The sequence below is a fragment of the Stenotrophomonas sp. SORGH_AS_0282 genome, from assembly GCF_030818125.1.
Taxonomy (GTDB): Bacteria; Pseudomonadota; Gammaproteobacteria; order Xanthomonadales; family Xanthomonadaceae; genus Stenotrophomonas; species Stenotrophomonas rhizophila_A.
Window position 1 is genome coordinate 2209563 of the sequence record NZ_JAUTAB010000001.1, and the last position, 17737, is coordinate 2227299.

General features: G+C 68.4%; 17 protein-coding genes. All 17 read left to right on the forward strand.

The window, feature by feature from the left end; genetic code table 11:
• The 17 genes from QE395_RS09815 (at position 1) to QE395_RS09895 (ending at position 17668) form a co-directional block, all read left to right on the forward strand.
• On the forward strand, positions 1 to 1875 hold the full coding sequence (locus tag QE395_RS09815) for an AAA family ATPase (protein ID WP_095363873.1): 1875 nt from the start codon (positions 1 to 3) through the stop codon (positions 1873 to 1875).
• On the forward strand, positions 1862 to 2749 hold the full coding sequence (locus tag QE395_RS09820) for a MinD/ParA family protein (protein ID WP_068851643.1): 888 nt from the start codon (positions 1862 to 1864) through the stop codon (positions 2747 to 2749). Before QE395_RS09815 ends, QE395_RS09820 begins: the two co-directional genes overlap by 14 nt.
• Positions 2746 to 3492: an RNA polymerase sigma factor FliA gene (locus QE395_RS09825; protein WP_068851640.1), complete on the forward strand. Its 747-nt coding sequence runs from the start codon at positions 2746 to 2748 to the stop codon at positions 3490 to 3492. Before QE395_RS09820 ends, QE395_RS09825 begins: the two co-directional genes overlap by 4 nt.
• A gap of 16 nt (positions 3493 to 3508) precedes the next feature.
• Entirely contained in the window at positions 3509 to 3901 is a 393-nt protein-coding gene (gene cheY / locus QE395_RS09830; RefSeq protein WP_068851637.1) for a chemotaxis response regulator CheY, read from the forward strand.
• Entirely contained in the window at positions 3901 to 4515 is a 615-nt protein-coding gene (locus QE395_RS09835) for a protein phosphatase CheZ (RefSeq protein WP_068851634.1), read from the forward strand. The genes cheY and QE395_RS09835 overlap by 1 nt, the downstream gene beginning before the upstream one ends.
• Positions 4516 to 4519: 4 nt before the next feature.
• Positions 4520 to 6352, forward strand: a complete 1833-nt coding sequence (locus QE395_RS09840) for a chemotaxis protein CheA (protein WP_249834239.1) — start codon at positions 4520 to 4522, stop codon at positions 6350 to 6352.
• 67 nt (positions 6353 to 6419) lie between these two features.
• Positions 6420 to 7160 (forward strand): flagellar motor protein, encoded by a 741-nt coding sequence (locus QE395_RS09845; protein ID WP_249834238.1) that lies wholly within the window; start codon positions 6420 to 6422, stop codon positions 7158 to 7160.
• A 1-nt stretch (position 7161) separates the two neighbouring features.
• Complete coding sequence (gene motD, locus QE395_RS09850; protein ID WP_068851625.1) at positions 7162 to 8154, forward strand: flagellar motor protein MotD; 993 nt, start codon at positions 7162 to 7164, stop codon at positions 8152 to 8154.
• Between the two features lie 4 nt (positions 8155 to 8158).
• Complete coding sequence (locus QE395_RS09855; RefSeq protein ID WP_249834237.1) at positions 8159 to 8941, forward strand: ParA family protein; 783 nt, start codon at positions 8159 to 8161, stop codon at positions 8939 to 8941.
• The gene (locus QE395_RS09860; RefSeq protein WP_249834236.1) at positions 8938 to 9960 is read left to right on the forward strand and encodes a chemotaxis protein CheW; all 1023 of its coding nucleotides are present in this window, start codon (positions 8938 to 8940) and stop codon (positions 9958 to 9960) included. Before QE395_RS09855 ends, QE395_RS09860 begins: the two co-directional genes overlap by 4 nt.
• A 79-nt stretch (positions 9961 to 10039) precedes the next feature.
• Complete coding sequence (locus QE395_RS09865; protein ID WP_068851616.1) at positions 10040 to 10348, forward strand: STAS domain-containing protein; 309 nt, start codon at positions 10040 to 10042, stop codon at positions 10346 to 10348.
• Positions 10345 to 10710 (forward strand): response regulator, encoded by a 366-nt coding sequence (locus QE395_RS09870; RefSeq protein WP_038688521.1) that lies wholly within the window; start codon positions 10345 to 10347, stop codon positions 10708 to 10710. Before QE395_RS09865 ends, QE395_RS09870 begins: the two co-directional genes overlap by 4 nt.
• A gap of 48 nt (positions 10711 to 10758) precedes the next feature.
• Positions 10759 to 12735, forward strand: a complete 1977-nt coding sequence (locus QE395_RS09875) for a chemotaxis protein CheA (protein ID WP_249834235.1) — start codon at positions 10759 to 10761, stop codon at positions 12733 to 12735.
• Positions 12736 to 13322: 587 nt separating this feature from the next.
• The gene (locus tag QE395_RS09880) at positions 13323 to 15557 is read left to right on the forward strand and encodes a methyl-accepting chemotaxis protein (protein WP_249834234.1); all 2235 of its coding nucleotides are present in this window, start codon (positions 13323 to 13325) and stop codon (positions 15555 to 15557) included.
• Between the two features lie 168 nt (positions 15558 to 15725).
• On the forward strand, positions 15726 to 16502 hold the full coding sequence (locus QE395_RS09885) for a flagellar brake protein (protein ID WP_249834233.1): 777 nt from the start codon (positions 15726 to 15728) through the stop codon (positions 16500 to 16502).
• Between the two features lie 143 nt (positions 16503 to 16645).
• Positions 16646 to 17137, forward strand: a complete 492-nt coding sequence (locus QE395_RS09890) for a chemotaxis protein CheW (RefSeq protein ID WP_306988823.1) — start codon at positions 16646 to 16648, stop codon at positions 17135 to 17137.
• 147 nt (positions 17138 to 17284) lie between these two features.
• Positions 17285 to 17668, forward strand: coding sequence for a hypothetical protein (locus QE395_RS09895; protein ID WP_068851603.1), 384 nt, complete (start codon positions 17285 to 17287; stop codon positions 17666 to 17668).
• Positions 17669 to 17737: the final 69 nt, after the last annotated feature.

The following is a 17737-nucleotide window of genomic DNA, read 5'->3' on the forward strand; positions in this document are numbered from 1 at the left end:
ATGAAAATCAAACGCTTCGTCGCTCCCGATATGCGCTCTGCCATGAACCTGGTGCGCAAGGAACACGGTCCGGATGCCGTGATCCTGTCCAATCGCCGGATCGAGGAAGGCGTGGAAATCGTGGCCGCGGCGAACTATGACGAAGGCGCGGTGCAGCGTGCACTGGAAGCGGCGCGCAAGGACGTGGCGCCGCCGCCGCCGGCCCCGCGGCCGCGCAACGCCGCCGATGCGGTGATCGCCGCGGTGACCCGCCGCAAGGCACCGGCCGCCGCGCCGGAGCCGGTGGCGGCCACCACCTCGGCCGTGGCCGCCCTCGCCCGCGCCGCCGTGGGCGCCACCGGCCGCACCCTGGACAGCGCCAACGAAATCGTGCCGCCGCCGGGCAGCAGCGGCTTTGCCGCCACCCTGGCCCGCGCCAACGTGCAGCCAGCTACCCAGCTGCCGGAACAGATCTTCGCCCCGTTCAATGTTGAACAGGCTGCCGCCGCCGAACGCGCCGTGGTTGCGCCGGTCGCCGACGCCGCACCGGTGGCAGTGGAAGCACCGGTCCGCGCCGCTGCGCCGGCCCCGGCCAACCGCGCCCGCTTCATCATCGACCCGCCGCTGGACGAAGCACCGCTGTTCGAGATGCACGCGCCGGCAGGCCGCAGCAGCGTCCCGCCGCAGCTGCCGCAGATGCCGGCGCAGCAGATGCAGCGGGCTCCGCTTGAAGCCCCGGCGGCGCCGCTGTGGGAAACCGTGCCGGTAGTCCCGGCCGCGGCCAGCCCGGCCATCCAGATCGACGATTCGGCGGTGTTTGCCGCGCCCGCTCCGGTGGTTGTGGACGCCATCGCCGCGCCGGTCGCCGCCATGACCGTTGCTGCACCGGTCGAGCCGTCGCTGCAGGCCGCCAACGAACCGACGGTGCCGGCCGAGGTCATCACCGCCCCGGTGCCTGCCGTCGCCGCCCCGGTGACCCTGGTCCGCGACGATGAGGAACTGCGCCAGCTGCGCAATGAAGTGGCCGGCATGCGCACCGTCATCGAGCGCGAAATGAACCGCTTCACCGACGAGCGCCTGCGCGGCTCGGCGGTGCGTGCCGCCGCGCTGGACCTGATGGACGAATATGGCTTCGACGCCGGCATCTGCCGCGACGTGGCCCTGCAGATCCCGCTGGACACCGAAGCCCACCGTGGCCGTGGCCTGATGCTCGGGCTGCTGTCCAAGAAGCTGCCGATCGCCCCGGTCGACCCGCTGGAAGCCGGCGGCGTGATCGCTCTGGTTGGTCCCACCGGTGCCGGCAAGACCACCACCATCGCCAAGCTGGCCTCGCGCTTCGCCGAAGCCCACGCCGCCCGCGACGTGGCCCTGGTCACCACCGATACCGCCCGCATCGGCGCCCGCGAGCAGCTGTACGGCTTCGGCCGCCAGCTCGGCATCGCCGTGCATGAAGCCAACAGTGGCAGCGACCTGGCCCAGCTGCTGGAGCGCCTGAAGGACTACAAGCTGGTGTTGATCGACACCGCCGGCCTGGGCCCGCGTGACCGCGCCCTGGCCGCCCAGCTGCAGTGGCTGCGCGCCGCGCCGCAGATCCGCACCCTGCTGGTGCTCCCGGCCAACACCAGCTTCGGCGACATGGACGAGGTGGTCCGCCGTTTCAGCGGCGCCAACCCGCAGGGCGTGGTGCTCAGCAAGCTGGACGAAACCGGCCGCTTCGGTACCGCCCTGTCGGTGGCCGTCGACCACCGCCTGCCGATCACCTGGGTCACCGACGGGCAGGACGTTCCCGAAGACCTGCACCGGGCCAGTGCAGCCAATCTTGTACTTCGCCTTGAAGATTTGCGCCGCGCGGCCGATATGCCCTGCAACCCGGAGTTGAACCATGCCGTCGCGTGAGTATGAAAACCTGACCAGGACCTTCCCGTTGTCGGCCACCCGCAGCCAGCCGCTGGGCCCGGTCCGCACCATCGCCGTCACCGGCGGCAAGGGCGGCGTGGGCAAGACCAACGTGTCGGCCAACCTGGCCGTGGCGCTGGCCGACATGGGCAAGCGCACGCTGCTGCTGGATGCCGACCTGGGCCTGGCCAACATCGATGTGATCCTGGGCCTGCAGCCCAAGCTGACCCTGGCCGACCTGGTCGCCGGGCGCTGCACGCTGGATGAAGTGATCCTGGAAGGCCCGGGTGGCGTGCTGGTGGTGCCGGCCGCGTCCGGCCGCCGCCACATGGCCGAACTGCAGCCGGCCGAACACGTGGGCCTGGTCAACGTGTTCTCCGAACTGGAACGCGATCTGGACTTCATGGTGGTCGACACCGCCGCCGGCATCACCGACGGCGTGCTCACCTTCTGCCAGGCCGCCCAGGACACCGTAGTGGTGGTCTGCGACGAACCGGCCTCGATCACCGACGCCTATGCGCTGATCAAGGTGCTCTCGCGCGAACGTGGCGTGGACCGCATCCAGGTGGTCGCCAACATGGTGCGGGATCCCAACGAGGGCCGCGTGCTCTACGAAAAGCTGAGCCGGGTCTGCGACAAGTTCCTGGCCGATGTGTCGCTGAACTACCTGGGCTGCGTGCCGCAGGACGACTGGTTGCGCCTGTCGGTGCAGCGCCAGCAGCCGGTGGTGAAGGCCTACCCGTCCAGCCCGTCGGCGCAGGCGATCGCCGAGATCGCCCGGCGCACCGCCCGCTGGCAGGCCCCGACCGAGCCGCGCGGCGGCGTTGAATTCTTCCTGGAACGCATCCTCAAGCAACGCGGGGTGACCGCATGAAAGGCGCCGCACAATACAAAGAGGTGCAGCGCGCCGCTGCCAACGAGTGCATTGCCCAGCACTCGGACCTGGTCCGGCGCATCGCCCACCACCTGGCCGCACGCCTGCCGGCCAGCGTTGAAGTCGACGACCTGATCCAGGCCGGCATGATGGGCCTGATCGAGGCCTCGCGCAGCTACGACGCCGACCAGGGCGCCTCGTTCGAAACCTACGCCTCGATCCGCATCCGCGGCTCGATGATCGACGAGATCCGCCGCGGCGACTGGGTGCCGCGTTCGGTGCACCGCCGTGCCCGCGACGCCGCCTCCACCATCCGCCGGCTGGAGCAGACCACCGGCCGCGCCGCCAGCGCCACCGAAGTGGCCGCCGCGATGGACATGCCGCTGCCCGACTACCTGCGCCTGATGGAAGACGCCGCGCGTGGCCAGGTGCTGAGCCTGGAATCGCGGATCGAAGACCAGGGCGAGCTGGATACCGTCGCCCAGGGCGGCCCGACCCCGCAGCAGGTGCTGGAGCGCGGCGAGTTCGGCCGCGAGCTGGGCAATGCGATCGGCCTGCTGCCCGAACGCGAACAGCTGGTGCTGTCGCTGTACTACGAGCAGGAACTGAACCTGAAAGAGATCGGCGCGGTGCTCGGCGTCAGCGAGTCGCGCGTCTGCCAGATCCATGGCCAGGCAGTGCTGCGCCTGCGTGGCCGACTGAAGATCTTCGAGGCGGCCGACGCCGGCCTCGAGAACACTTGATACCGAGGAAAGTGCTTTGAACAAGAACATGCGTATCCTGATCGTCGACGACTTCTCGACCATGCGTCGTATCGTCAAGAACCTGCTGGGCGATCTGGGCTTCACCAATACGGCCGAAGCCGAGGACGGGCATGCTGCGCTGGCCCTGCTGCAGAGCCAGTCGTTCGATTTCGTGGTCACCGACTGGAACATGCCGGTCATGACCGGTATCGACCTGCTCAAGGCGATCCGCGCCGACGCCAAGCTCAAGACCCTGCCGGTGCTGATGGTCACCGCCGAAGCCAAGCGCGAGCAGATCATTGAAGCCGCCCAGTCCGGCGTGAACGGCTACATCATCAAGCCGTTCACCGCCCAGACCCTGGAAGAAAAGCTCGGCAAGATCTTCGAGCGCCTGGCGGCCAGCGCGTGATGGAAACCCTTCGCGACAAATCGGCGCTGGTGCAGCGCCTGCAGGATGCCCTGGCTGCGCTGGAAAGCGGCGACGAAGCGGGCTGGCGCCGGGAAATCGACGCCCTGGCCGCGCTGCGCACCCAGCCGATGATGGCCGGGCTGAACCGCCTTGCCCGCGAACTGGGCCAGGCGCTGGGCGAACTGCCCACCCTGCCCAGCGAAGCCGGCGAGCTGGACGATGCCTGCGCGCGCCTGGACCACGTGGTGGCGATGACCGAACAGGCCACCCACCGCACCCTGGACCTGGCCGAGGAATGCCGCGCGCTCACCGAGCAGCTGCGTGCCAACGGGCTGAGCCCGGACCAGGACCAGCAGCTGGACCGCATCCGCCACAACCTCACCGAGATCGCGCTCACCCAGAGCTACCAGGATCTCACCGGGCAGATCATCCGCCGCGTGGTGGGCATCGTGCGCCGCGTGCACGAAGGCTTCGGCGCGCTCGGCCTGCCGCCGCCGGACGACAGCGCCCACAAGCGCGACAACGGCCTGGCCGGTCCGGCCGTGAGCGGCCTGGACCGCCATCAGGTGTCACAGGTCGACGCCGACGACCTGCTTTCCGATTTGGGGCTTTGAAACCATGAGTGCTGTTCCAGACGACATTGCTGCAGACTTCATCCTCGAGGCCCAGGAGATCCTGGATCGCCTCGGCGAACAGCTGGTGTCGCTGGAGCAGTCGCCCCAGGACAGCGACCAGCTCAACGCGGTGTTCCGCGGTTTCCACACGCTCAAGGGCGGTGCCGGCTTCCTGGGCATCCAGGCCATGGTCGAGCTGTGCCACGCCGCCGAAGAAACCCTTGGCATGGCCCGCTCAGGCCAGGCCGTGCTGCAGGCCCACCACTTCGACGCCGGCCAGCAATCGCTGGATTACCTGCAGTCGATGCTGGATTCGGTGGCCGCCGGCACCGAGCCGGGCTATGCCCCGCCGGAACTGATCGCGCAGTTCGACGTCAACGGACCGGCCACGCCGGCACCGGTCGCGACGGCAACCGCCTCCAGCGGCGACCTGATCACCGACGATGAGTTCGAAGCCCTGCTGGATACCCTGCACGGCGGCGCGGCTCCCACTGCCGTGGCGAAAAAGAAAGACGATGGCCTGATCGGCGAAGACGAATTCGAAGCCCTGCTCGACCAGCTGCATGGCGGCGCCGCTCCCGGCGCGCAGAGCGTGGCCGCAGCGGCCCCCGCCCCGGCCATCGCGCCGCGCCCGGTCGCCGCCCCGGCCCCGGCCAAGCCGGCCGCCAACAAGCCGGTGGCCGAAGCCGAACACACCGTGCGCGTGGATACCAAGCGCCTGGATGCCATCGTCAACCTGATCGGCGAACTGGTGCTGTCGCGCAACCGGCTCAAGACCTTGCGTGCGCGCCTGCACGACGAAGAACTGGACCGCGCCGTGTCCACGCTGGATATCGCCACCGCGCGCCTGCAGTCGGCGGTGATGCGCACCCGCATGCAGCCGGTGGGCAAGGTGTTCTCGCGCTTCCCCAAGGTCGCCCGCGACGTGGCCCGCAACCTGAAGAAGGAAGTGGAGCTGGAACTGATCGGTGCGGAAACCGAACTGGACCGCAACCTGGTCGAAGCCCTGGCCGACCCGCTGGTGCACCTGGTGCGCAACGCGATCGACCACGGCATTGAAATGCCCGAGCTGCGCGAAGCCCAGGGCAAGACCCGCAGCGGCAACGTGCGCCTGTCCGCGCAGCAGGAAGGCGACTACGTCAGCATTGAAGTGCAGGACGACGGCGCCGGCATCGACCCCGAGCGCCTGCGCGCCAAGGCCCGCGAAAAGGGCCTGATCGATCCCGAAGCCGCCGCCCGCCTGACCAGCGAGGAATGCCTGCACCTGGTGTTCCTGCCCGGTTTCTCGACCAAGCAGGAAGTCACCGATATCTCCGGTCGTGGCGTCGGCATGGACGTGGTGCAGTCGCGCATCCGCGAGCTCAGCGGCCAGATCCAGATCCAGTCCGAACTGGGCCGTGGCAGCCGCTTCATGATCCGCGTGCCGCTCACCCTGGCGATCCTGCCGACCCTGCTGGTGCAGGCCGGCGAGGACGTCTACGCACTGCCGCTGGCACGCGTGATGGAAGTGCTGCACGCGCCGAACACCTCGCTGGGCTGGTTCGACGGCCGCGCCGTGCTCGACCGCAGGACCCACACCCTGCCGCTGGTGGACCTGCGCCACTGGCTGGACGTGGACCCGGCGCCCTCGCCGCTGCTCACCATCGTGGTGCTGCAGGCCGGCGAAGCCCGCTTCGGGCTGGTGGTGGACCAGGTGCGTGGCCGCGAGGAAGTGGTGATCAAGCCGCTGCCCAAGGCCCTGCGCGGCCTGCGCGGCTACGCCGGCGCCACCCTGATCGGCGACGGCCGCATGTCCCTGATCCTCGACGTGGACGGCCTGCGCACCCCGCACGATTGACATGCGTGGCTGAACCGCCGATAGCCCCGCAATTCAAGTCCCCCACCCGCAAGCCGATATCGGACAAATGGACAGACTCAGCCTCATTGGACTTTTCCTCGCCCTGGCCTCGCTGGTCGGCGGCAGCATCCTCAAGGGTGCCGGGCTGGCGTCGCTGTGGTCCCCTGCCGCCTTCGTGATCGTCATCGTCGGCACGCTGGCCGCCATCCTGCTGCACACCTCGCCCGCTGTGTTCAAGCACGCCTTCAGGATCGTGCGCTGGGTCGTGCGCCCGCCGGCCAGCGACCGTGCCGAGCTGATCCGCCAGATCGTGGAATGGAGCAACATCGCCCGCCGCCAGGGCCTGCTCGGCCTGGAGGCCCAGGTCGACGCCCAGGACGACCCGTTCCTGCGCAAGGGCCTGCAGCTGCTGGTGGACGGCGTGGAACCGGAAACCATCCGGCACATGATGGAAATCGAACTGGGCAGCCAGGAAAGCCAGGACCTGGCCGCCTCCAAGGTGTTCGAAAGCATGGGCATCTACGCGCCCACGCTGGGCATCATCGGCGCCGTGCTCGGCCTGATCGCGGTGATGAAGAACCTGGCCGATCCGAGCAAGCTCGGCCACGGCATCGCCGCTGCGTTCACCGCCACCATCTACGGCATCGCCTCGGCCAACCTGTTGTTCCTGCCGGTGTCGGCCAAGCTCAAGAGCGTGATCCACCACAACAGCCGCGACCGCGAAATGATCATCGAAGGCCTGATCTCGATTGCCCAGGGCGAGAACCCGCGCAACATCGAGACCAACCTGTCGGGGTTCCTGCACTGACATGGCCCGCCGCAAAGCCCACGAAGAGCATGCCAACCATGAGGCCTGGGCGATTCCCTACGCCGACCTCATGACGCTGTTGCTTGCCTTCTTCGTGGTCATGTACGCCATCTCCTCGCTCAACGAAGGCAAGTACCGGGTCATGGCCGACGCGCTGACCACCGCCTTCGGTGGCGCGCCGCGCACCATCAACCCGGTGCAGGTCGGCAACCAGCAGGTGCAGGGCGGCGGCTGGGACAGCCCCTCGGTGATCAAGGCGGGCAACCGCGTTGGCCCGTCGGCACCGTCGCCCAGCAACGACCCCACCCTGCTGCCGGCGATGGCCTCGCAGATGCGCATGCCGGTGTCGGTGCACAACCAGCAACAGCTGCAGGCCGCAGAGCGCCAGCTCAACAGCATCGCCGACCGCCTCACCGCCACGCTGGCCCCGCTGATCGACCGCGGCATGATCACCGTGCGCCGCACCGAGCTGTGGATCGAAGTGGAGATCAACAGCGACATCCTGTTCACCACCGGCTCGGCCACGCTCGACGTGCACGCACGCGACACCCTGTCGTCGCTGGCCCAGGTGTTGCACGACGCGCCCAACGGCGTGCGCGTGGAAGGCCACACCGATGATGTGCCGATCGCCACCGCATTGTTCCCGTCCAACTGGGAACTGTCGGCCGCGCGTGCGGCCAGCGTGGTGCACCTGTTCGCCGACCAGGGCGTGCAGCCGGCGCGGCTGGCGATGGTCGGCTATGGCCAGTTCCGCCCGCGCGAAGACAACACCAGCGCGCAGGGCCGCAACCGCAACCGCCGGGTGATGGTCATCATCCTGGCCGACACCGCGCAGGGCACGGACCCGCTGGGCCCGCAGCTCACCGCCGAAACCGGCACCGCGCCGGCGCCGGCCACGCCCTCCCCCGTTTCCCCCCTCGCCCCGGTGCAGCTGCCACCGGTGCCGGCCGGCAGCCGCGTTGGCGCCGCCGTTCCCCCTGCAATGAAGGAGTAAGCCGATGCGTATCTGGGCAATCGCCAACCAGAAGGGCGGCGTGGGCAAGACCACCACCACCCTCGCGCTCGGCCGCGGCCTGGCCGCCCTGGGCCACCGCGTGCTGCTGATCGACCTCGATCCGCACTCCTCGCTGACCCGCGCCTTCGGCGTGCCGCTGGATCCGCCGCCGGCCGGCGTGCTCGAGCTGTTCGGCACCCCGCCTGCGGAACTGGGCAGCCTGGCCCATGGCAGCCAGGTGCCTGGCCTGGACTTCATCTGCGCGCAGGCCGCGCTGGCTACGCTCGAACGTCGCAGCGCCAACCAGCCCGGCCTGGGCCTGGCACTGCAGCACGCGATGACCCGCCACCAGGGCCAGCACGACTACATCCTGCTCGACTGCGCGCCCACGCTGGGCCTGCTGATGATCAACGCGCTAGCCGCGGCAGATCGCCTGATCATTCCGACCCAGGCCGAGCCGCTGGCCCTGCACGGCCTGGATGGCATGGTGCGGACCGGCGAGATGGTCGAGCGTTCGCGCCGCCGCCCGCTGCCGATGTCGATCCTGCCGACCCTGTTCGACCGCCGCACCCGCGCCGGCAACGAAACCGTCAAGCAGATGCAGGACCGCCACGGCCACCGCGTGTGGGAAGACGCCATTCCGGTGGACACGCGCATCTGCAACGCCGCCAGCCTGACCGTGCCGGCGACCTCCGACGAGTACCCGGGCCGTGGCCTGGCCGCGTACCGGCGTGCGCTGGAATGGATCCTGGCCGACGACGCGCTGCAGATGGAGCGCGCGGCATGAACAGCACCGGCGTACTCGACGACTATCTCGAGGAACTGCTCGGCGATGCCGTGCCGGTGACCGCCGTGGCGATCGCCGACGCGGAAGATGCCAACGGCGCACCCGCCTTCGATACCCCGACCTCACCGGGCGCACCGGCCGCCATGGCGTTGCTGGACGAACTGATGAACGACCCGGCACTGGGTCCCGTGGTGGAGGCTGCTGCTCCGGCGGCGGCGTTTGATACGCCCACCTCGCCGGGTGCGCCGGCCCATCTTGCCCTGCTGGATGAACTGCTCAACGACCCGGCCCTGGGCCCGGTCGAGGTGGCCCCTACACCGGACGCCTCGCGCCCCAGTTGGGACGATCTGCCAGCGGAAGCGCTCCACGACACTGTGCCGGTGGCCGTGGCGGCGCCCGTGCGCGCAGCGGTCCCGGCCGCTGTCCCGGCACCGGTCGCCCGCACTGCACCGCCGCCGCCCCCACCCGTGGCAGCACCGCGCCCGGTGGCACCCGCTCCCGTTCCCGCCCCCTCCGGCCGCCCCAGCAGCTGGCAGGAGCTGCAGGCCCAGGCCCGCAACCCGGCCTCCAGCCCCCGCGGCGATCGCCGCGCCGCCGAGCGCACCTCGCGCTGGCTGCGCCTGCGCTGCGGCCCCCAGGCCTACGCGCTGGAACTGCTGAAGGTGCAGGAGGTGGTGCTGCCGGTACCGCTGCTGCCGCTGCGCGGCACCCCGTCGGCGATGCTGGGCATCATGAACCTGCGCGGCCAGGTGGTGCCGGTGATGGACCTGGGCATCCACCTGGGCACCGGTCCCGCCAGCGACGACGCCAACACCCGCATCGTGGTGCTGGAAGAGGACGGCGAGACCATGGGCCTGCGCGTATCGGCCGTGGAAGACGTGGCCAACCTCACCGATTCGCAGATCGAACCGCCCGATACGGCGCGGATCTGCCAGATCTCCAACGACCTGTTCCGCGGCGTGGCCCGGGTCACGGCCCAGCCGATGATCCTGCTGGATGCCACGCAGCTGTTGAATTGATCCAGCGTGGCCGGACCGCCCCTAAAGGTTTCCAGAAATACGCCGTTATAGACCTCGGAACCGTTTGTCCGGAGCAACGATGAGCACTGTGGCCCTGGGTGATGATCTCGGAATCGAGACCAGCACCGAGCTCAAAACACGCCTGGCCCCCTTGGTGGACCAGGGCGGCGACCTGACGCTGGATGCCAGCCAGGTGGGCCGTATCCATACCGCGTCGGTGCAGGTCCTGTGCGCGTTCGTCGAGGCCCGCCGCCTGGCCGGCCACCCGACCGCGTTCGACGGCTGCACGGCCACCTTCCGCGATGCCGCGCGCCTGCTCGGTGTCACCCAGGCCCTGGGCCTGGACGCAACCCATGACAACCTGAAATCTGTGGAGAACGCGGCATGAGCGCACGTATCTTGGTGGTGGACGATTCGGCGTCAATGCGCCAGATGGTTTCCTTCGCCCTCACCTCGGCCGGCTTTTCCGTCGAGGAAGCCGAAGACGGCGCCGTCGCCCTGGGCCGGGCCAAGGGCCAGCGCTTCAACGCGGTGGTGACCGACGTGAACATGCCGAACATGGACGGCATCTCGCTGATCCGCGAGCTGCGCCAGCTGCCGGACTACAAGTTCACCCCGATGCTGATGCTGACCACCGAATCGGCCGCCGACAAGAAGTCCGAAGGCAAGGCGGCCGGTGCAACCGGCTGGCTGGTCAAGCCGTTCAACCCGGAACAGCTGGTCGCGACCGTCCAGAAAGTCCTGGGCTGATCCCCACCCGCCCTCCCCTCCCCCTTTGGTAACCGGACCCGAACGCCCATGAGCATGGACCTGCAACGCTTCCACGCCACCTTCTTCGAGGAAAGCCGCGAGGGCCTGGACGCGATGGAAGCGGGCCTGCTGGCACTGGAATCGGGCCAGCAGGATCCGGAAATCATCAACTCGGTGTTCCGCGCCGCGCACTCCATCAAGGGCGGCGCCGGGACCTTCGGTTTCGACGCCATCGCCGCGCTGACCCACGTGCTGGAAACGCTGCTGGATGAACTGCGCGCCGGCAAGCGCGCGCTGGAAGCGGCGGCCGTGGATGCCATGCTGTCGTCGGTGGACGTGCTTCGCGCCCTGCTGCGCGAAGCCGAACACGGCCAGCCGGCCGATCCGCAGGCCGTGGCCGCGGTCAAGGCACGCCTGGAAGCGGTGTTGTCCGGCCAGGCGCCGAGCGCGGCCGCGCCGGCTGCCGCCAAGGTCGATGACACCCCCGAAGCGTGGCAGATCGGTTTCGTGCCGGCGCCGTCGCTGTTCATGAGCGGCAACGATCCGCTGCGCATCATCCGCGAGCTGGAACACCTGGGTTCGCTGCAGGTCGCCGCGCGACTGGAACGCCTGCCCGGCTTCGACCAGCTCGACCCGCTCGAAGCCCATCTGGCATGGGACCTGGGCCTGGTCGGCAAGGTGCCGCGCAGCAAGATCGAAGACACCTTCGCCTGGGTCGTGGACGACTGCGAACTGGACATCCGTCCGGCCGCACCGCCGAGCCTGGCCACCAGCGCCCCGGCCGCCGCGCCAGCTGCCCCCGTGGCCGCCCCGGCAGCGCCTGCCGCCGCAGCCGCACCAGCTGCCACCAGCGAAGCGGAAACCTCCATCCGCGTCGCCGTGGAAAAGGTCGATGCGCTGATCAACCTGGTCGGCGAACTGGTCATCACCCAGGCCATGCTCAAGCAGGTCTCGCACGCCCTGGACCCGGTGCATGCCGAGCAGCTGTTCGCCGGCCTGGACCTGCTGGAACGCAACACCCGCGACCTGCAGGAAGCGGTGATCGGCGTGCGCATGCTGCCGGTGGACGCGGTGTTCCGCCGCTTCCCGCGCCTGGTCCGCGATCTCTCCTCGCGCCTGGGCAAGCACGTGCGCCTGCGCACCATCGGCGAAGGCACCGAGCTGGACAAGGGCCTGATCGAAAAGATCGCCGATCCGCTGGTGCACCTGGTGCGCAACTCGATCGACCACGGCCTGGAAATGCCCGACGTCCGCCGCGACGCCGGCAAGGACGAAACCGGCACCATTACCCTGGCCGCATCGCACCAGGGCGGTCACATCGTCATCGAAGTCAGCGATGACGGTCGTGGTCTGAACCGCGACAAAATCCTGGCCAAGGCGCTGGAACGCGGCCTGGCCGTGCCGGACAACCCCACCGATGCGCAGGTCTGGGACCTGATCTTCCAGCCTGGCTTCTCCACCGCCGATGCCGTCACGGATCTGTCCGGTCGTGGCGTGGGCATGGACGTGGTCCGCCGCAACATCCAGGCGCTGGGTGGCGAAGTGCAGCTGGAAAGCAGGGCCGGCAATGGCACCCGCGTGCTGATCCGCCTGCCGCTCACCCTGGCCATCCTCGACGGCATGACCGTGGCGGTGGCGGGCGAAACCGTGATCCTGCCGCTGGCGTATGTGCTCGAAGCGCTGCAGCCGCAGCCGGAAGACGTGCGTTCGATGGCCGGCGAAGGCCGTGTGCTGCGCGTGCGTGGCGAGTACCTGCCGATCCTGTCGCTGAGCGAGTATTACGGCTTCGGCCGCCGCACCACCGATGATTCGCTGGTGGTGGTGGTGGAAGGCGATGGCCAGAAGATCGCGCTGGAAGTGGACGAACTGGTCGGCCAGCAGCAGGTGGTGGTCAAGAACATCGAGAACAACTACCGGCGTATCAGCGGTGTGTCCGGTGCGACCATTCTCGGCGACGGCCGCGTTGCGCTGATCGTGGATATCGGTGGCCTGGTGCGTTCGCTGCGGGTGCCGCAGGCGGCGTAAGCGTCCCTGGCGCTGCCCGCTCGAAACGCCCCCGTTTGGTGACGGGGGCGTTTTTCGTTCTGGACGCCTGATGGGTGGCTTCGGTTTGCTCTAAACGTTGGACCCACGACGGCAACCGTTCGGACGTGGGCTTCGGATGCTTGGGCCGCGCTGCGCGCGGTGTCCGGCCAACGGCCGGGGCTACGAATTGTTACGGGCCCATCCAGATCATGATCAATCAACCAGAAGCGGTAGCCCCGGCCGTTGGCCGGATGTTCTTCGTTCCGATGCCATGAACGCTTGATGGAAACCGTGATGTCGGTCGGACGCGATACGGCCGCGTATCGGTGACCCATTCGCCACCGCATGGCAAACCCATTGGTATCGCTTGCTTTCGCAACCATCGACCGCAACCCGCGCCGCTGCGTGGGCCGCGAAAAAATGTGACATCGCGCACTCAAGAAACCCGCCCGCGCCGCCGTTATCCGCAATAGCGATGACACATTCATCGCCAGCCTGACGCCCTACCGCTTTGCAGCCTTCGCCCCTTGCCCTTCCGCCCAGCGTTCCCACGGCTGTGCGCCCCTGCCCTGCCCGGAGTTTCCCGCATGAAGTGGTTCCATGATCTGCCCATCAGCCGCAAACTCGCGGTCGGGTTTGCCCTCACCACCCTGATGACGATCGCGCTGGGCGTGTTTGCCCTGGTGCGCCTCAACAGCGTCAACGCCGAACTCGCCGAGATGGCGAGCAACGACATTCCGTCCGTGCAGCACCTGGGCGAAGTCCGGGCGCAGCTGGGCGAATTCCGCACCTTCGAACTGGCCCAGCTGAGCATGCTGGACCAGCCGGACAAGGTCGCCGACTACAACAAGCGCATGGATGCCACCGCCAAGACCGTGCGCGACGAGCTGGGCGCCTACGCCGCCCTGCCGGCCGGCGAAAAGGAGAAGGGCCTCTACAGCAAGGTCGCCGCCGACCTCGAGGCCTACTTCGCCGCCAACGCCGAGATGCGCGCGGCCGTTGCCGCCGCTGATGGGGTGCTGGCCCAGCAGATCTCCGATGAGAAGTCGCGCCCGGCGCGCCGCAAGATGTTCGACGACCTCAAGGAGCTCGGCGCCTTCAGCAGCGGCCTGATGCAGGCGAAGATCGCTGAAGCCAACGCCACCCACCGCAGCAGCGTGGTGGCCATCATCACCAGCATCGTGCTGCTGTCGCTGCTCGCCGTGGCGATGGGCGTGGTGATCTCGCGCGCGGTGACCCGGCCGATCCGCCAGGCCATGCAGGCCATCCAGGCGGTCGCCCGTGGCGACCTGACGGTGAACATCGCCTCCAGCACCACCGCCGACGAAGCCGGGCGCATGCTGGCGGCCACCCGTGACATGACCCTGATGCTGCGCCGCTACTCCAGCGAAACCCAGCAGATGGTCGAAATGCATGCCGGCCCGGACATCAGCCACCGCATCCCGGAAGACTTCCCGGGCGTGTACGGCCAGCTGGCCGTGGGCGTGAACACCGTGATCTTCGAGCACCTGGACTCGATCAAGGACGCCATCAACGTGCTGAACCAGTACGCGGCCGGCGACCTGTCGCAGAACGCGCGCCGCCTGCCCGGCACCCGCGCGATCCTGCATGAATCGATGGACGCGGCCAAGGCCAGCCTGCTGGCGATCAATACGCAGATCCAGACCCTGGCCCAGGCTGCGGCCGCCGGCGACTTCAGCCAGCGCGGCGATGCACTGCGCTTCGACCACGACTTCCGGGTCATGATCGAGCACCTCAACACCATGATGGAAGTGGCCGACGGCAACCTGTCACAGCTGTCCCACCTGCTGCAGGCCATCGCCAACGGCGACCTCACCGCACGCATGCACGGCCAGTTCCACGGCGTGTTCGCAACCATGCGCGACGATGCCAACACCACCGTGGCCCAGCTGACCCAGATCGTCAGCCGCATCCAGCACGCCTCGGGCAGCATCAGCACCGCCGCCGGCGAGATCGCCTCGGGCAACAACGACCTGTCGCGCCGTACCGAACAGCAGGCCGCCAACCTGGAAGAAACCGCCGCCTCGATGGAGGAACTGACCTCCACCGTGCGCCAGAACGCCGAACACGCCCGCCAGGCCAACCAGCTCGCCATCGGCGCGCACTCGGTGGCCTCGCAGGGCGGCGAAGTGGTCGGCAAGGTGGTCAGCACCATGCACGAGATCGACGCCTCCTCGCGCCGCATCGCCGACATCATCACCGTCATCGACGGCATCGCGTTCCAGACCAACATCCTGGCGCTGAACGCGGCGGTCGAAGCGGCGCGTGCCGGCGAGCAGGGCCGCGGCTTCGCCGTGGTCGCCTCCGAAGTGCGCACCCTGGCCCAGCGCTCGGCCAGCGCGGCCAAGGAAATCAAGGGCCTGATCGACGAGTCGGTCGGCAAGGTCGCCGAGGGCTCGACCCTGGTCAACCAGGCCGGTGCCACCATGGGCGAGATCGTGGCCTCGGTGCAGCGCGTGACCGACATCATGGCCGAGATCTCGGCCGCCTCGCAGGAACAGTCGGCCGGCATCGAGCAGGTCAACCAGACTGTGATGCAGATGGACGAAACCACCCAGCAGAACGCGGCGCTGGTTGAAGAAGCCACTGCCGCCGCCCGCTCCATGGAAGAACAGGCCGGCCACCTCACTGATGCGGTGTCGCTGTTCAAGCTCGAGGGCCAGGCGGCCCCGGTCGTCGCCGCTGCACCGGCCGCGCGCCACGCCGCCCCGGCCCGCCCGCGTGCCCCGGCCGCGCCGGTCCGCCGCGCGGCGGTGCGCGAACCCGTACTGGCCAACGAAGGCGACTGGCAGGAGTTCTGATCGTCGCCAGCGGACGCCCCTGACACCACCCCGCTGCGGCGGGGTGGTGCTTTTTGGCCGAACGTACCGCTACACACATTGGCCCTACATTATTGTGAACTGCTGCCGATAAACGGACAGAGACCTGATATCGCACGATATCCGTACCCGCCCAACGCAGCAGAGTCCATGTCCGAAGGCAGCCTTGACCCCCATGACGCATCCCATACCGCCCATGATGACGGCACGGACGATCGTTACCTGGTCCGCAACCCCCGGCAGATCCGCCAGCTGCTGCAGGCGCTGATCGACCAGCGCTCGCTGATCAACGCGCACCTGGGCGGTCGCGATCAGTCCTTCCCGACCGCGATCCTGGAACTGGACGAAGACGACGACTGGCTGCTGCTCGATGGCAGCCCGTCAGAGCCGGCCAACCGCGCCGCCGAAGACGCCGGCCACCTGCTCTGCTTCGCGCAGCTGGACCGTGTCATGGTCCGCTTCCGGCTGGACCACCTGGAACGCACTGGCGGCCACCGCCACGTCGCCTTCCGCGTACCCTTCCCCACCGAGCTGGTGCACCTGCAGCGCCGCGAACTCTATCGGCTGGAAACCCCGTTCACCGACTCCCCGCACCTGCTGTTCCCGATCAACGAGGACCGCAGCGAAGCCCTGCACCTGCGCGTGGTGGACATCAGCGGCGGCGGCCTGGCCGTGACCGTGCCGGTGGACTGCAACGTCTTCAGCATCCAGAAGCGCTACGACGCCCGCCTGGACATGCCCGAAAGCGGCCCGCTGCAGATCTCGCTGATCGTCTGCAACCAGCTGGCGGTCAAGCTCCCCAGCGGCGTGGAAATGAAGCGCATCGGCATGCGTTTCGATGGCCTCCCGCGCGGCGGCGACAGCGCCATCCAGCGTTACATCTTCCGCATCGACCGCCAGCGCAGCGCCCGCAAGAACGGGGAATGACAGCGACGTCGGAACCGATTGGGAGGCCCGCGCAGGTCCGACCGTTGGTCGGACGCTCTTTCCTAAAGTCGTCGCAATCCAGGCCGATATCCGGAATGACGCCCCGGTTTTCCGACCGCCACGCCCGACCCAGGATTCCTTCCATGAACGACAGCAACCCCAACGCCGCCAGCAGCGGTGGCGAGTACCTCAGCTTCACCCTCGGCGCCGAGCACTACGGCGTGGACATCCTCAAGGTGCAGGAAATCCGCGGCTACGACTCCGTCACCCGCGTGCCCGATGCCCCCGATTACATCAAGGGCGTGATCAACCTGCGCGGCACCATCGTTCCCGTCATCGACCTGCGCCTCAAGCTGCGCCTGGACGAAGCACGCTACGACGCCTTCACCGTCATGATCGTCCTCAACGTCGACAACCGCGTGGTCGGCATCGTCGTGGACAGCGTCTCCGACGTGATCCCGCTCAACGCCGACCAGATCCGCCCCACCCCCGAGTTCGGCGCCGCCGTCGATACCCGCTTCATCTCCGGCATCGGCACCCAGGTCGATCGCATGCTGATCCTGCTCGATATCGAAACCCTGCTCGACAGCGCCGACATGGGCCAGCCGGCCGTTGTCGAAGACGCCGCCGCCTGATCCGGCCGCTGCGACAGATCGGAACGACTTTCGTTCAACAAAGTCCTTAAGTTGTGTCGCAACTGGCCGATAGCTGGATTCAGGAACCGGACGCGCGGCCCCGCCACGCCCCGGACCACTTATCCATATCCCCCGGAGAATCTCCCGATGAAGTCCCTGCTTGCTCTGCTTTCGGTCGCTGTCCTCGCCTCGTCCGCCTCGTCCGCTTTCGCCCAGTCGGCTGAAATGATCCCGCCGGAGCTGGCCGCGCGCGCCGTTGGCAAGGATGGCATGGTCTGCGGCAAGGTCGAAAAGGCCCGTTACGCCGAAGGTTCCGAAGGCCAGCCGACCTTCCTGTACATGGGCGGTGCCTTCCCGCGCCACACCTTCTCGGCCCGCATCGCCGGTGAGAACCGCGGCAAGTTCAGCTTCCCGCTGGAAACCCTGGAAGGCAAGACCGTCTGCGTGATCGGCAAGATCGCCCGCGACGCCTCGCGCGCTGAAATCGAAGTCAGCTCGCCGGCCGGCCTGAAGCTCGCCAACATCAAGTAATCGCCACACGCCCTGCCACGCCGGCCCAGGCCGGCGTGGCCGCTGCAACCGGGCGCCACGCCCGGACGC

Excerpts from the sequence above, each read along its gene's own strand:
- QE395_RS09815 (WP_095363873.1), top strand. The coding sequence starts at position 1 with ATGAAAATCAAACGCTTCGTCGCTCCCGATATGCGCTCTGCCATGAAC.
- QE395_RS09820 (WP_068851643.1), top strand. The coding sequence starts at position 1,862 with ATGCCGTCGCGTGAGTATGAAAACCTGACCAGGACCTTCCCGTTGTCG.
- QE395_RS09825 (WP_068851640.1), top strand. The coding sequence starts at position 2,746 with ATGAAAGGCGCCGCACAATACAAAGAGGTGCAGCGCGCCGCTGCCAAC.
- QE395_RS09835 (WP_068851634.1), top strand. The coding sequence starts at position 3,901 with ATGGAAACCCTTCGCGACAAATCGGCGCTGGTGCAGCGCCTGCAGGAT.
- QE395_RS09840 (WP_249834239.1), top strand. The coding sequence starts at position 4,520 with ATGAGTGCTGTTCCAGACGACATTGCTGCAGACTTCATCCTCGAGGCC.
- QE395_RS09845 (WP_249834238.1), top strand. The coding sequence starts at position 6,420 with ATGGACAGACTCAGCCTCATTGGACTTTTCCTCGCCCTGGCCTCGCTG.
- motD (WP_068851625.1), top strand. The coding sequence starts at position 7,162 with ATGGCCCGCCGCAAAGCCCACGAAGAGCATGCCAACCATGAGGCCTGG.
- QE395_RS09855 (WP_249834237.1), top strand. The coding sequence starts at position 8,159 with ATGCGTATCTGGGCAATCGCCAACCAGAAGGGCGGCGTGGGCAAGACC.
- QE395_RS09860 (WP_249834236.1), top strand. The coding sequence starts at position 8,938 with ATGAACAGCACCGGCGTACTCGACGACTATCTCGAGGAACTGCTCGGC.
- QE395_RS09865 (WP_068851616.1), top strand. The coding sequence starts at position 10,040 with ATGAGCACTGTGGCCCTGGGTGATGATCTCGGAATCGAGACCAGCACC.
- QE395_RS09870 (WP_038688521.1), top strand. The coding sequence starts at position 10,345 with ATGAGCGCACGTATCTTGGTGGTGGACGATTCGGCGTCAATGCGCCAG.
- QE395_RS09875 (WP_249834235.1), top strand. The coding sequence starts at position 10,759 with ATGAGCATGGACCTGCAACGCTTCCACGCCACCTTCTTCGAGGAAAGC.
- QE395_RS09880 (WP_249834234.1), top strand. The coding sequence starts at position 13,323 with ATGAAGTGGTTCCATGATCTGCCCATCAGCCGCAAACTCGCGGTCGGG.
- QE395_RS09885 (WP_249834233.1), top strand. The coding sequence starts at position 15,726 with ATGTCCGAAGGCAGCCTTGACCCCCATGACGCATCCCATACCGCCCAT.
- QE395_RS09890 (WP_306988823.1), top strand. The coding sequence starts at position 16,646 with ATGAACGACAGCAACCCCAACGCCGCCAGCAGCGGTGGCGAGTACCTC.
- QE395_RS09895 (WP_068851603.1), top strand. The coding sequence starts at position 17,285 with ATGAAGTCCCTGCTTGCTCTGCTTTCGGTCGCTGTCCTCGCCTCGTCC.